Genomic DNA, 14,221 nt, shown 5'->3' on the forward strand with positions numbered 1-14,221 from the left:
GAAATGCTCTCTTACCGAGATTAGCACTGCTCATTGGATTAGGACTTCGATGGTCTCAGACCGGCCACGTACGCCTCCTTTGAAAGGAATGAGGGTGATAGAAACCGCTCCGGTTTCGCCGTTGACTGGAACCTGGCAAAGGCGGTCAAACGCGACACGAACTTCAGCGTCTATCAGGTTACACTCCACAGGTGGCATTCGTTCACCATCAATCACAGCAATGGTAATCAGGCGTTGTGCGCCAAAGCCGTTGACATAAACCTCCAGCATTTGCGCCGGTTGCTCAGACTGCCACAACGCTACAGCTGCCGGCTTTTCATCATCCCATGCTGTGCAATCCCCGTTGGCGATGCGGATTCCAAAGTTTTGGCTCACCAGCTGCGACAGTCGTCTTGGATGCGATGAGAGCGTGACATGCGGGACTTCCACCGTCTTGGCGGGAACGGACGGGGCAACATATGTATTTTCGCTGCTATACAGACCGTCCGAGCTTACCGTGCGGACACAAAACCTTTGCCCGGCCCAGTCAGTCGGCAAAAGTGCATGAATGTCCTGGCCGGCGTCGGCACCGGTCATCTGTAGCCCCATGACACTGGCGCCGCCGGTATTCGCTGCAGATCTTACAGTTTCCTGAAACGGTTCAACCGCAAGATTTGCGGTCTCTGCCATTGCGCCGAAAGCGGTAAATGCCAACACTGCAGCGAGGGAGAGCTTCAACTTGCGTCCATTAATACTCATTTTCGTCTCTATCTGCATGGCCTGTTCCGCAACGGCACAGGCCGTTCGCATAGAAGCAGCAGAGCTGGGCCAAGGCTTTATCCTCAAAGAGGATGGCATCTGCTGGGCTCTTTTGCCAAGGCATTTGCTTGATGAAACCGGGCTTATTTCGGTCGAAACATCACCCGCCCCATCGACCCTTGGTTCAGGCGAGGCGTACGCAGATTTCTGGGACGGCATGGATTTTGCTGTTGGCTATGTGGGTCAGGCAGCAGGTGCGGCGTCATGCACTGCTTCGCTGGATGGTATCGAGCAAACCTCTGCGAGCGCCGGAACGAACCTCTCTGGAACCTTGCGGTTCGTTGAACCGGGGGGCGCATTGGTTCAGTATCCCATGCACATTGTTGAAACCCTCAACCACAAAACCTTTGTCGCCGAATTTCGCAATCCGGCGCAAACGGCATTTCAAGGGATGTCGGGAGCGTTTCTCTTTGTCGAAGATCATCCCATCGGAATGGCTGTCAGAACGCCTGAAGGGCAAAGGCAAATGGAGTTCATTCGGATCGAAGAAATCGCATTTGCGACCCGCCGTTGGCTAGACGGGCGCGCCCGGACGGTGGTGGCGGCCATTGATACACCCGATGACGGGTTGGCCGATGTGGGCGACCGCAGACATCAACTGACGCTTGTCAGTTACAACACGGCTCCGACCGCAGCAGAGCTGGGACCAGAGGGATTGGCGAGGGAAGATGGTGCATACCATTTCGATTTCGATGAGGTCGTTCGATTGACGTTTGGTTTTGAGGATGGCGAAGGCCAAGGCATTCAACGGGTTCGGATTGTCTCGGAGGGAACGGGCGCGAAGCCTTTGACAGTTCGCGTTATGGTCGACCCATCGAACGACCAATCGAGCCCGCAACAGTTCAACAGAGGACAGATGTCACCGGATGGACTATTTGATACGGGCATTCGAAGCGAACGGTTTGCAAGATGGGTGACCATCCTGATCGAAAGTGTTCAGGGACAGGGGCCCGTCCGCATTGACCAAATCATCGTTGAATGATGCTCCACCCCTAGGTGCTTCGCCTTCGATTGACTTGCATTCACCGTCGGGTCGCAGAGCGCGGTCTGTCATCCGGCGCTTTCAGGATTGACGTTCCCTTGCAGGGACCCTGCCGAGCAGCCAATGTCCGAATGAGTTGGCACACCAGCGCAGTGCCAAAGGAGTTCTGATCGCGATGAAGATCATCTGGATGTCTGATCCTCACTTTGCCCTAGACGGTTTGGTGCTTGGTCACGATCCACGCGTAAGGCTCCAAGCTGCCATCGCACACATCAACGCGCACCATGGTGACGCCGCCATGTGCGTGATTTCCGGAGACATGGTCAATCGGGGAACAGAGGCCGACTACAAAGGGCTGGCAAAGTGCCTGTCCGACTTGGCAATGCCCTACTATCCAATGATGGGAAATCACGACAGCCGGGAGTTATTTCGGCAGTTGTTACCTGTTCCTGACACCGCGATGTATGGATTCATACAGTATCAAGTAAAGACGCCCGAAGCACATGTTCTTTGCCTGGATACGCACAAGACCGGCTCTGACGCCGGAGAATTCTGTGAGGCCCGTCGCACATGGCTCTTGGACCGCCTAAGGGACGCCGGAGCCACCCCGACCTTTCTGTTTATGCACCATCCTCCGATGCCTCTTGGCCTGCCAACGCAGGACACAGACAACATGGAGGACGGACAAGCTTTCCTTGAAATGGTTTCGACCTTTGGTTGCGTAAAGTACATGTTCGTTGGGCACGTCCATCGCGCGATTTCTGGCACGGTTGGGGGTATCCCGTTTTCGACCATGCGCTCTGTCCTCTATCAAGCGCCGCCGCCAAGACCTGAATGGAACTGGGATACGTTTGAGCCGAGCAAAGAGGCGCCAAGCATCGGGGTCATTCAGATTAAAGCCGGTTCGGTCACGTTACAGTTTGACCAATTCTGTCGCTACGAGCTTGGGGTGAATGCGTCCTGACCGCGGGTCGCATTCGTGCGAGTTAAAAGGAAGATGCACCCGTAACTAACAAGCGGACTCCAATTCAGAGTGCGGGCTGCGGTGCCTGTTAGGATTTGGTGTCGGGATAGGGCCGCACAAAGACCGGCTTTTCGGGCGTGCTTTGCTCGGCGTCGTACGCATATCCGCCCACATCGAAATCCTTGATCCCGTCTGGGTCGGTCACGCGTTGGGTCACCACAAACCGGGCCATGGCCCCTCGCGCCTTTTTGGCAAAGAAGCTGACCATCTTCTGCTTGCCGTCCTTCTCTTCGAGGAACTGTGGCGTGATCACATCGAGCTTCAGCGCCTTGGTGTCGACGGCTCCAAAATACTCTTGGCTCGCGCAATTGATCAGTGCCTTCGCGCCGACCTCTTCTGCTTGGGCGTTCAGGGCCTTGGACAATTCCTTGTCCCAATAGTCATACAAGTTCTTGCCGCGCCGGGTTTTCAACTTGCTGCCCATCTCCAGACGATAGGCCTGAATCTGGTCCAGCGGGCGCAGTACCCCGTAAAGGCCCGACAGAATGCGCAGATGATCCTGTGCCCAGGCAACGTCGTCATCGTCCAGCGTCGCAGCCTCAAGTCCCTGGTAGGTGTCTCCGGCAAAGGCGTACATGGCGGGCCGCAGAGCGTCTGCGTCCGGCTCTTCGCTGAAGGCTTTGAACCGGTCGCGGTTCAGTTTCGCCAAATCCTCAGACAGGTCCATCAGATCACGCAGCCCGCCCAGCGTCAGATTTCGGGCCGTTTTGGCGAGGCTCATGGCGTTCTTGTCAAAGTCAGGCAAAGTCAGATCGTCCCGATCCACCGGGTCCCAATCCAACCGTTTTGCGGGCGAAATCACCACCAACATGCCTGTACCTCCTGTTCTTGCCGTCTGCCTGAGATAGCAGGCATGTGCGCAACCTCAAGCAGCCACATCAGGCGTCGCGCAGCACCTCTAAGAAGGCATCACCAAACCGCTCCATCTTTTGTTCAGACATGCCGGACACCTGATAGAGTTGATCGGGTGTCGTAGGTCTCCGTTCCGCGATCAGGCGCAGTGTGGAATGGGTGCAGGACATCGGTTTCTGCGTACCCATTTCACCGCGTTTGAGCCTGTTTTGCGCTTCAAGCAATTGGTCATAGACCGCGCCATCGCCAGAGGCCGCCAGCTTCATTCGTGTTGGGTGGACCTTGTCCTGCGCGCCAGTGATCACGCTCAGGAACTCTGCGCCGTACCGTTCAAGCTTCTTCGCTCCGACACCGCTGATCTGGGCCATCTGATCCAAAGTCTCGGGCCGCTGTTGCGCCATTTGGATGAGCGAACTGTCGTTGAAAATGATATAGGCCGGCACCTTTGCGGCCTCGGCCAGAGCACGTCGCTTCGCCTTGAGCGCGGAGAGGAGCGGCGCGTCTTCTTCGCCCACCAATGCTTTGACGATGGGTCCACTGCGGGCCGCCTTGATGGTGTCTTCTCGGAGCGTAATGGTCTCTTCATCGCGCAGGATCGGGCGCGCCGTCTGCGTCATCCGCAAGGCACCGTGGCGTTCGGCGTCGGGGCGGACAAGGTCGTGCCCCATCATTTGCCGGAATATCGCCTGCCATTGCGGCTTGGACCATTTGCGCCCGACCCCAAAGGTCGGCAACCCGTCATGTCCGCGTTGGCGCACCTTGTCGGTCTCATTGCCCAGCAAGATGTCGATCAGGTGACCGGTGCCAAAATACTCCCCCGTGCGGAGGATCGCAGATAGCGCCATGCGCACCGGGGTTGTGCCATCAAACAGTTTCGGCGGGCGGTCGCACAGGTCACAGTTTCCGCAATCGGCAGGTTCATCGCCGAAATAGGCAAGCAGGGTCGCACGACGACAAGTTTGCGCCTCGGCCAGCCCAAGCAGCGCGTTCAGACGCGCGTGGTCGGCATCTTTGCGTTCGTTGGGAGCGAGGCCTTCGTCCACCTGTTGGCGGCGCAGCGCGATGTCGGACGGGCCAAACAAGGTCAACGTCTCGGCAGGGGCACCGTCGCGGCCCGCACGGCCGATTTCCTGATAGTAGGCTTCGATGGATTTCGGCAGGTCCGCGTGGGCGACCCAACGGATGTCCGGCTTATCGACGCCCATGCCAAATGCGACGGTGGCAACGACAATCAGCCCGTCTTCACGTTGAAAACGCGCCTCGACCACGCGCCGGTCCTCTGGGTCCATGCCACCGTGATAGTGACAGGCCGAGTGCCCGTCTTCTCGCAGGGCTTGGGCCAATGTTTCAGTCTTGGCGCGGGTGCCTGAATAAACGATCCCAGACTGTCCCTTGCGTGCAGCCGCAAAGGCAAGGATTTGGCGGCGTGGATTGTCCTTGGCAGCAAAAGCAAGATGGATGTTCGGACGGTCAAAGCCATGAAGAAAGCTTTGCGGCTGTTCACCATCAAAGAGCTTTTGAACGATCTCTTCTCGCGTTTCCTGATCGGCAGTCGCGGTAAAGGCGGCAAGCGGCACGCCCAGCGCACGACGCAGTTCGCCGATACGCAGGTAATCGGGCCGGAAATCATGGCCCCATTGGCTTACGCAATGCGCTTCGTCGACGGCGATCAGGCTGACGCCGATCCGTCGCAACATGCCCATGGATGACCCTGCCGCCAATCGTTCGGGCGCGAGGTACAGAAGCTTGAGACGTCCTGCCTCCAGATCCTCCCAGACCTGATCGGTTTCTTCGGGCGTGTTGCCGGATGTCAGGCAACCCGCGCAAACACCCGCCTCTTGCAGAGCGCGGACTTGATCCCGCATCAGCGCAATCAAAGGCGAGATGACAACTGTCACACCGTCGCGCAAGAGTGCTGGCAGTTGGTAGCATAGGCTCTTGCCACCGCCCGTCGGCATGATGGCAAGGACGTTTGAACCGGAAGACACGGCTTCGACGATCTCTTCCTGCCCCGGGCGGAAGCTGTCGAATCCGAAAATGTCACGCAGGATGTCGCGCGCGTCGGCCGGCATGTGTTTCACCGATTTTGAATAGAACTGCTCTGACCAGAACGGTCCCACATTAAGAATCGGTGAACAAGGGCGCGGTGATCATCCGCGCCGAAAAACCTGTGGACAGGTTTAAGCGAACCCGAAAATGACCGGCACGATAAAGTCGCGCAGACTGATCACGATCAAGAATGCCACCAGCGGCGCAAGATCAAGCGGGTGGGTGTTTGGCAGGATGTTCCGGATCGGCTGATAAAACGGCTCAAGCAGGCGGTTCAGGCCCGACCAGATCGAATACACGACAGGTTGCCCAAGGTTCAGGACGTTGAACGAGATCAACCAGCTCATGATGATATGCACGATCATGATAAAGAAGATCGCGTTCAGGATCAGGATAATGGGTCCGTAGATGGCCAGCACAGGCAGGCTCCTTTGTATGGGTCAGATGACCAGATAAAGAGCAACCGCCGTTCGGACAAGGTTTTGACGCCAAGGCAATGCGCGCCCACGGTTGACCTTCGCGTCAAGTTGAGAGACGCCCTAAGCTATGTACCCTTTTGCTCGCCTCGCCCTGAACCTGTTCCATGCCCGTCGTCAGCCGACCATCGGGTTTTGGGACCCGTTGGAAACGCGCCACCGCTGTTCTCCGTTTGACTGCGACATGTTCGGAGAAATGAACAACGGCCGTATTCTGACGCTCTATGAATTCGGGCGGTTTCAGCACGTGGTGCGCACAGGCTTCTGGCCACAGCTCAAAGCCCAAGGATGGGGGCTCGCCGTAGCGGGGGCATCGGTCCGTTACCGCAAGCGCATCGTACCGTTCGAACGCTTTACGCAGAAAACGCGGATGTTGGGCTGGGACGAGCGGTTTGTGTATATCGAGCAGGCCATGATCAAGACCTCAGGCGAGGTCGCAAATCATTGCCTGTTTCGCACGGCCGTTGTCGCAAACCATCGCGCGGTGCCGACGTCAGAACTGGCGCGCGTCGCCGGACTTGATCCCGTGTCTCCGCAACTCCCGGACTGGGCGCTCAACTGGACCACGGCTGAGGCAACGCGCCCTTGGCCACCGATGCAGGCCGCCGAGGACGTGGCTGCCTCAGTGCCAAGGGCCGGATAAAATCCGTCCAAATCTCTCATAATCCTTGCTCCAAAAGCCTTTGCCCGGTTTAGTGCCGGGTGGGGAAGAGAGGCGTCAGCCTCCAATAAAGAATGGGGGCCGGGAATGGCCGAAGTCAGCGCGCGTAAGCGTATCTGGGGCTGGATGGCGTTTGATTGGGCCTCACAGCCCTACTACACACTTGGACTGACCTTTATATTCGGGCCGTATTTTGCGGATACAGTCGCCCAATACCTGATGGGTACGGGTCTGGACGAAAAGGCGGCTGACGCACAGTCGCAATCGATCTGGTCGCTGGGCCAGATGCTGGCTGGGTTCTTCATTGCGATCACGGCACCCATCCTCGGAGCTTATGCCGACAGTACGGGCCGCAGGATGCCGTGGCTCATTCTGTTTTCCATCATCTACGTCATCGCAAGCTGGCTGCTATGGTACATGGTACCTGATGGCTCGGCTTGGCTGTTCTGTCTGATTGCATTCCTGGTGGGTTTTGTAGCCGCAGAGTTTGCACTGATCTTTACCAACGCCATTTTGCCGTCGCTTGGAAGCAAAGAGGAAATCGGAAAGATTTCCGGAGACGGGGCCGCGCTTGGCTATTGGGGCGGCGTGGTCGCGCTGGTGATCATGCTTGTCTTCTTCTTCGAGCTTTCGGAGGGCAAGACGCTGCTTGGCACCGATCCTGCGCTAGGGTTGAACGGTCTTGAACGCGAAGGTACGCGGGCTGTCGGGCCCTTTATAGCTATCTGGTTTGCGGTCTTTATGATCCCTTACTTTATGTTTGTTCGCGAAGGTCGCACGCCGAACCGCCGGGGCGGCATGGGGCAGGCGCTTGGCGATCTACAGGTTTCACTCAAGAATGTCGTACAGCGGAAAAGTCTGCTGAACTTCCTGCTGTCTTCGATGTTTTATCGTGACGCTTTGAATGCGCTCTACGCTTTCGGTGGGGTCTACGCCGCGCTGGTCCTTGACTGGCAGCTCATGGACATCGCGCTCTTTGGCATCATCGGCGCAATCATGGCCGCAATCGGCACAACAATTGCGGGACGCTTTGATCGGCGCTTTGGACCAAAGCCCGTCATTCTGTTTTGCATCTGGTCGCTCATCATCGTCAGCGCCACGATTGTGGGCATGTCGTTCGACAATTTCTACGGCATCCCCTTCAACCCTGATCCGGTGTTTGTTGGGTTGCCGATGCTCGGTGACCTCTACGTTCCTGATGTGACGCTCTATGTCTGTGGGTCGGTCATCGGCGCGGCAGGCGGAGGGATCTATTCCGCGTCACGGTCTATGATGGTGCGCCACACACATCCAGAACGCCCAACCGAGGCGTTTGGGCTTTTCGCTCTGTCTGGCAAGGCAACAGCCTTCTTGGCACCGGGGTTGATCGCGCTCTTTACATGGATGCTGCAGGATGCGCGGCTTGGATTTTCCCCGGTCATCGCGCTCTTCCTTTTGGGTTTGATCCTGCTACGCTGGGTCCAACCAGAGGGAGATCGGGCAGAATGGTCAAAATCCTCAATTCCTGCGCCATAGCAGCCGCGCTTTTGCTGGCCGCCTGCGGGCCGTCGGGTCAGTCCACCTCAACCATGTCGCCCGCACCAAAGGTGGCAAGCACCGATACACGGGTGGCCAAGCACCTCTTTGGCGCGATCGAAAACGCAAGCACCGATCGTCCGCGTGTCTATGGCGGCTATTCCACAGGGTGTCTCGCAGGTGGCATGCAACTGGCTGAGACCGGACCAACATGGCAGGCAATGCGGTTGAGCCGAAACCGGAACTGGGGTCATCCCGTTCTCATTGACTATATCCAAGAACTCAGCGCCAAAGTCGCGGAATTGCCAGGGTGGGAGGGCTTATATGTCGGCGACATGAGCCAGCCCCGTGGTGGCCCAATGCGCACAGGTCACGTCAGCCATCAGAATGGCATCGACGTCGACATGTGGATGCTTCCGCCAAAACGCCTCAACCTGACGCGCACCGAGCGCGAGAACCTGAGTTCGATTTCAACACGGCGCAGCGCCGGAGCTTACACCAACAGCAACTGGACCCCAGAACACCGGGAAGTGCTGAAACTGGCCGCAAGCGACCCGCGCGTCGAACGGATTTTCGTGTTTCCGGGAGCCAAGGTCGATATGTGCCGGAACGAAACCGGCGATCGCAGCTATCTGCGTAAGATCAGACCGTGGTGGGGGCACCACTATCACTTCCATGTCCGGCTGTCCTGTCCACGCGGATCGCCGGATTGCACTCCGCAAGTGGCTGTGCCCGCAGGAGACGGATGCGATGATGCGGAAAGATGGGTCAGAGACATCCTTGATCCGCCCCCGCCGGACCCAAACGCGCCAAAACCCAAGCCGCGACGCGAGTTGCAAGTGCGGGATCTTCCGCAGGCCTGTGAAGCACTGCTGACGGCGAACTGACAACGCAGATTCACAGAAATGGCCTCAAATCGTGATCACGCGACAGAAAGTGTGATCACAAACGCAATTTGCTTGGACTTTCGTCGCGTGAAAGGCGGTATTTTTTGGATTTGCCTTGACCGAATCCACTTGCACATGGTGCGCTGCGGCAATACGACGCCCCTGCTGTTCGCGTATGAGACGCGTTCTGCCAAGTTACCGCAACCTTGACAAAACGGGCACTTAGAATGGATCGCAAGCACCTACCCGGCATCCTTGCCATGGCCACTATCGTTTTGGCCTCGAATATTCTTGTCCAATTCCTGTTCGGGAATTGGCTGACATGGGGGGCGTTCACCTATCCGCTTGCCTTCCTTGTAACGGACCTCATGAACCGCCTGTATGGACCATCTGCCGCCCGGCAAGTTGTGTTTGTCGGTTTCATCGTCGGCATCTTCTGCTCTTTGGTCGGCACCCAGATCATGGGTGAGTTCGGACCACTGGTGACCTTCCGGGTGGCCATGGGATCAGGCATTGCCTTCCTGACCGCGCAGCTGATCGATGTCGCCATCTTTAATCGCCTCCGCGAAGGCAACTGGTGGAGCGCGCCGCTCGCCTCGACCCTGATCGGATCGTCGGTAGACACGGCCATCTTCTTTACCATCGCTTTCTCAGCAACCTTCAACGGTCTTGAAGCCGAGAACATGCCAACATGGGCCCAAGAAGTGATCCCAATGTTTGGCGCTGGTCCTGAGGCTCCGCTCTGGGTGTCGCTGGCAGTCGCAGACTGGGGTGTGAAACTGACCCTTGCCTTGATAGCGCTCATCCCGTTCCGAATGATCGTACAAAATCGGATGACAGCTGCAGAATAAGTTGACTTTCACCTTCACCATGCCAACCTGAGATACAGGTGAAACATGAGAAAAGGAGGTGATCTAGTGTCGATGAAGATTCTGGAGAATGGGGTTGGAACAGCTGGGGAGGCGCGCCGTTAAGGCAATCCTTGACGCGTAGGCGTCCCAGTTGGCGAGATGACCTAACCAGTCCCGCCTCCGTAAACTTCGAAGGGCCGTCCCATCACCGGGGCGGCCCTTTTCGTTTGATCATGTTCCGCTGCGGCGCCGCCGCAGCGATGGCTTTCCAAATTCCCCAAAGTCAGTTATGCGCCCCCCATCTGTGACGTAACGCTCAGGTTCCGGCGTTGTGCAAAGGACAGGAACCGGCGGCAATGGGGCCGCCATGGAAACGAAGGACCCGGGATACGCCTGGGAGCGCCTTCAAACAGGATACGCTGATGTTTACTGAAGTGAAAAAATCAATCCAGTGGGGCGAAGAAACGCTGACCCTGGAAACCGGCAAGGTTGCCCGTCAGGCAGACGGCACCGTGATTGCCACGCTGGGCGAAACCTCGGTCATGGCCAACGTGACCTTTGCCAAGCAGCAACGCGAAGGGCAGGACTTCTTCCCTCTGACCGTGCACTACCAAGAGAAATACTATGCCGCTGGTAAAATCCCCGGTGGCTTCTTCAAGCGCGAAGCGCGCCCAACCGAGAAAGAGACGCTGACCGCGCGCCTGATCGACCGTCCGATCCGCCCGCTGTTCGTGCCCGGCTTCAAAAACGAAGTCCTCGTGATGTGCACCGTGCTGTCCCACGATCTGGTCAACGACCCTGACATCGTCGCAATGATCGCCGCCTCGGCTGCTCTGACGATCTCGGGCGCGCCGTTCATGGGCCCAATTGCGGGTGCCCGCGTTGGTTTCGTTGATGGCGAATACGTGCTGAACCCAACCGTCGACGACATGTCGATGCTGCGCAACAACCCAGAGCAACGTCTGGACCTTGTTGTCGCCGGCACCAAAGACGCCGTGATGATGGTTGAGTCCGAAGCCTACGAGCTTTCGGAAGAGGAAATGCTGGGTGCCGTGAACTTTGCGCACCAGTCGATCCAGCCTGTCATCGACTGCATCATCTCGCTGGCCGAAGAATCCGCGAAAGAGCCTTTTGAGTTCACGCCTCCGGATTACTCTGACCTGTACGCCGCTGTTGCAGCCGCTGGTGAAGCCGCGATGCGCGACGCTTACGCAATCGGCGACAAGCAAGAGCGCACCGCCGCTGTTGCCGCCGCGAAAGAAGCGATCAAAGCCGCCCTGACCGAAGAACAGCTGGAAGACGCAAACCTTGGTTCCGCGCTGAAAAAGCTGGAATCGAACGTTCTGCGCGGTGACGTAGTCAAGAATGGCCGCCGCATCGACGGTCGTGCGCTGGATGAAGTCCGTGACATCGTTTGCCAGACCGGCCTGCTGCCACGTACGCACGGTTCCGCCCTGTTCACCCGTGGTGAAACACAGGGTCTGGTTGTGACCACTCTGGGTACCGGCGACGACGAACAGATGATCGACGCGCTGGAAGGCACCTACAAGTCGAACTTCCTGCTGCACTACAACTTCCCTCCATACTCCGTGGGTGAAGTGGGCCGCGTGGGTTCGCCCGGTCGCCGCGAAATCGGCCATGGGAAACTGGCATGGCGCGCGCTGCAGGCGGTTCTGCCAGCGGCAACCGACTTCCCTTACACCATCCGCGTCGTGTCCGAGATCACTGAATCCAACGGCTCGTCCTCGATGGCGTCGGTCTGTGGTGGTTCGCTGTCCATGATGGACGCCGGCGTTCCGCTGAAGGCACCGGTCGCCGGTGTGGCCATGGGTCTGGTTCTCGAAGACGACGGAAGCTACGGCATCCTGACCGACATCCTGGGCGACGAAGATCACCTGGGCGACATGGACTTCAAAGTGGCGGGTACCGAGGCCGGTATCACGTCGCTGCAGATGGACATCAAGGTTGCAGGCATCACGCCAGAGATCATGGAGAAGGCTCTCGCGCAGGCGAAAGCTGGCCGTTTGCACATCCTGGGCGAAATGGCGAAATCCATCACCGGCGCGCAGGAATTCAGCGTCCACGCCCCACGCATCGAGACGATGAACATCCCAACCGACAAGATCCGCGAAGTGATCGGCTCGGGCGGTAAGGTCATCCGCGAAATCGTGGAAGTCTCGGGCGCGAAAGTCGACATCAACGACGACGGCGTGATCAAGATCGCATCGCCAAACGGTGAAGCTATCAAGAAAGCCTACGACATGATCCACTCGATCGTCGCAGAGCCGGAAGAAGGCGTGATCTACAAAGGTACGGTCGTGAAGATCGTGGACTTTGGTGCCTTCGTGAACTTCTTCGGCAAGCGTGATGGCCTGGTCCACGTGTCCCAGATCGAAAACCGCCGCCTGAACCACCCATCAGATGTTCTGAAGGAAGGTCAGGAAGTCTTCGTGAAGCTCTTGGGCTTTGACGACCGCGGCAAGGTGCGCCTGGCGATGAAGATGGTCGACCAGGAGACTGGCGAAGAGATCAAGAAAGAGGAAGCGGCAGAGGAGTGATCCTCGGCTCGCACTCTATGAAATCAAGAAAGGCCCTGCTCAGTAGGGCCTTTTTTTGTTGTCGCGTTTACTGGCATTCGGCAGGGGTGATGCCCGTCCCTTCATAAAGCTTGCATTCGGCTTCGATGGCAGCGGCGCGGGCGGCGTCGGCTTCTGCCATTTGGGCATCGGTCATCTCGGCTGCGGGATCCTGCATGCAGCCCGCAAGGGCGAAACCGGCAACACAGATCATCAGTAGCGTTTTCTTGGACACGATCATCTTACTCCTCGGTACAATTGGGCATATCTTGTGCCCACGCAGCCATAGAACACTTCTGCAAGACGAGGTGCAATTAGATGAATTTTTTGAGAGGTACTGGTACACCGCCCAAAAGTCTTGCAACCCTCACTGCAAATCGTGCGTTCACTCCGATATGACGAGTAAAAATCAGGGAATTCCGACATGCTGACACGTCGCCATTTCATTGCAACCTCCGGGGCATTGTTCTCGACCGCGATGCCACTTTTGGCACAAGAGGCGGAACCAGTTGTCGAAACTGCTGCCGCTCCGACACCAAAGCCCGCCCCAAAACCTCGTCCGCCAGTTTCGAACCGTGCGATGTGGGACACGTGGGATGCGCGTGTGACGCCTGCCAACTACGATCCCTTCACAACCAACCCTTGGGGCTTTCACCCGCGTTTCCTGCCGCAATTGGTTGAGGCGAATGAAGGGCTGACACCCGGCGACATCCATGTCGATGCCGTCGCGCGCTATCTGTATCACGTGCGGGAAGATGGTACCGCGATGCGCTATGGCGTGGCGATTGCCAAGGGCAACCTCTACGAACCGGGCACCTACACAATCAAGCGCAAGACCAAGTGGCCCACATGGCGTCCGACCAAATCCATGATCGAGCGCGAACCTGAAGCGTTTGAGCAATACGCAGACGGTGTTGATGGCGGTCCGCGCAACCCGCTGGGGTCGCGCGCGCTCTATCTCTATGTGGGTAACCGCGACACCTATTTGCGCATCCATGGCACCACAGCGCCACGGTCCATTGGCGGTCGCGCAAGTTCGGGCTGTGTACGGATGGTGATGGCGCACATCATCGGGCTTTATGACGAGGTCGCCACCGGATCGACGGCGCACCTTTACCCGGCAGAAACGATCACTGCCGCAAGCTGATTACGCGTCAGGGGTTTGCGGCCGCGTACAGATCGGCCGCAGATCAACCGTCCGAAGCGGCAAGAGGGTCGTTTCCACGACGTTCGTGTGTTCGTACCAATAGCATCCGTCGGATTCGAGCACGCGCGCCGTGGTCAGGTCCTGACCCGGTCCGGCAAGCGCAATCACCTGCTCGGGCAAGTTGATCGTGCCTTCTCCGGGTATGGGTTCACATGCGGCCAATCCAGCGATTGCCAATCCAAGAAACGCGACACGATACATCTGAAAATCTCCCGACCCGAGGTGTTGGGATACCGTAAGAATACCCAATCAAAAAGGGCAAGTCCGAGCGGCCCGGTCATGCCGAAATCGTGTTATTCGCGCACTGGTCCTGCAAACGAAAAAAAGGGCGCGAAGAACGCGC

The 14,221-nt window shown here is 57.8% G+C and carries 14 protein-coding genes; 8 read left to right on the forward strand and 6 right to left on the reverse strand.

The genetic code is table 11. The features are described 5' to 3' along the window. Nucleotides 1-30 precede the first annotated feature (30 nt). Nucleotides 31-756, reverse strand: coding sequence for a hypothetical protein (locus tag FE702_RS11580; RefSeq protein ID WP_147126465.1), 726 nt, complete (start codon nucleotides 754-756; stop codon nucleotides 31-33). Here FE702_RS11580 and FE702_RS11585 point away from each other — a divergent pair. Next, a complete protein-coding gene (locus tag FE702_RS11585) occupies nucleotides 755-1,780 on the forward strand; it encodes a hypothetical protein (RefSeq protein ID WP_147126466.1) in 1,026 nt (341 codons plus the stop codon). The genes FE702_RS11580 and FE702_RS11585 overlap by 2 nt on opposite strands. A gap of 175 nt (nucleotides 1,781-1,955) precedes the next feature. After that, nucleotides 1,956-2,744: a phosphodiesterase gene (locus FE702_RS11590; protein WP_147126467.1), complete on the forward strand. Its 789-nt coding sequence runs from the start codon at nucleotides 1,956-1,958 to the stop codon at nucleotides 2,742-2,744. Between the two features lie 88 nt (nucleotides 2,745-2,832). On the opposite strand, the gene yaaA is transcribed toward FE702_RS11590, so the two are convergent. From yaaA to FE702_RS11605, 3 genes are all read right to left on the reverse strand, one after another. After that, entirely contained in the window at nucleotides 2,833-3,615 is a 783-nt protein-coding gene (yaaA, locus tag FE702_RS11595; RefSeq protein WP_147126468.1) for a peroxide stress protein YaaA, read from the reverse strand. Nucleotides 3,616-3,682: 67 nt separating this feature from the next. Next, the gene (gene recQ / locus FE702_RS11600; protein ID WP_147126469.1) at nucleotides 3,683-5,728 is read right to left on the reverse strand and encodes a DNA helicase RecQ; all 2,046 of its coding nucleotides are present in this window, start codon (nucleotides 5,726-5,728) and stop codon (nucleotides 3,683-3,685) included. 108 nt (nucleotides 5,729-5,836) lie between these two features. After that, the gene (locus tag FE702_RS11605) at nucleotides 5,837-6,124 is read right to left on the reverse strand and encodes a YggT family protein (RefSeq protein WP_147126470.1); all 288 of its coding nucleotides are present in this window, start codon (nucleotides 6,122-6,124) and stop codon (nucleotides 5,837-5,839) included. Between the two features lie 127 nt (nucleotides 6,125-6,251). Here FE702_RS11605 and FE702_RS11610 point away from each other — a divergent pair, with 127 nt between their 5' ends. The 5 genes from FE702_RS11610 to pnp all read left to right on the forward strand — a co-directional run bounded on the left by FE702_RS11610 (nucleotide 6,252) and on the right by pnp (nucleotide 12,653). Beyond that, entirely contained in the window at nucleotides 6,252-6,824 is a 573-nt protein-coding gene (locus tag FE702_RS11610) for an acyl-CoA thioesterase (RefSeq protein ID WP_147126471.1), read from the forward strand. A gap of 105 nt (nucleotides 6,825-6,929) precedes the next feature. Beyond that, complete coding sequence (locus FE702_RS11615) at nucleotides 6,930-8,357, forward strand: MFS transporter (protein WP_147126472.1); 1,428 nt, start codon at nucleotides 6,930-6,932, stop codon at nucleotides 8,355-8,357. Next, on the forward strand, nucleotides 8,327-9,244 hold the full coding sequence (gene mepA, locus FE702_RS11620; protein ID WP_147126473.1) for a penicillin-insensitive murein endopeptidase: 918 nt from the start codon (nucleotides 8,327-8,329) through the stop codon (nucleotides 9,242-9,244). Before FE702_RS11615 ends, mepA begins: the two co-directional genes overlap by 31 nt. Before the next feature lie 227 nt (nucleotides 9,245-9,471). After that, nucleotides 9,472-10,095, forward strand: coding sequence for a queuosine precursor transporter (locus FE702_RS11625; RefSeq protein ID WP_147126474.1), 624 nt, complete (start codon nucleotides 9,472-9,474; stop codon nucleotides 10,093-10,095). 422 nt (nucleotides 10,096-10,517) lie between these two features. Next, nucleotides 10,518-12,653, forward strand: coding sequence for a polyribonucleotide nucleotidyltransferase (gene pnp / locus FE702_RS11630; RefSeq protein WP_147126475.1), 2,136 nt, complete (start codon nucleotides 10,518-10,520; stop codon nucleotides 12,651-12,653). Between the two features lie 67 nt (nucleotides 12,654-12,720). Here pnp and FE702_RS11635 read toward each other — a convergent pair whose 3' ends face one another. Further along, complete coding sequence (locus tag FE702_RS11635; RefSeq protein WP_186827066.1) at nucleotides 12,721-12,912, reverse strand: hypothetical protein; 192 nt, start codon at nucleotides 12,910-12,912, stop codon at nucleotides 12,721-12,723. Nucleotides 12,913-13,095: 183 nt separating this feature from the next. On the opposite strand from FE702_RS11635, the gene FE702_RS11640 reads away from it, so the two are divergent. Continuing rightward, complete coding sequence (locus tag FE702_RS11640) at nucleotides 13,096-13,818, forward strand: L,D-transpeptidase (RefSeq protein ID WP_147126477.1); 723 nt, start codon at nucleotides 13,096-13,098, stop codon at nucleotides 13,816-13,818. On the opposite strand, the gene FE702_RS11645 is transcribed toward FE702_RS11640, so the two are convergent. After that, the gene (locus FE702_RS11645; RefSeq protein ID WP_147126478.1) at nucleotides 13,819-14,079 is read right to left on the reverse strand and encodes a hypothetical protein; all 261 of its coding nucleotides are present in this window, start codon (nucleotides 14,077-14,079) and stop codon (nucleotides 13,819-13,821) included. It abuts the gene before it with no gap. Nucleotides 14,080-14,221 lie beyond the last annotated feature (142 nt).

The organism is Shimia ponticola (genome assembly GCF_007995215.1).
In the GTDB taxonomy this organism is placed as follows: domain Bacteria; phylum Pseudomonadota; class Alphaproteobacteria; order Rhodobacterales; family Rhodobacteraceae; genus Shimia_B; species Shimia_B ponticola.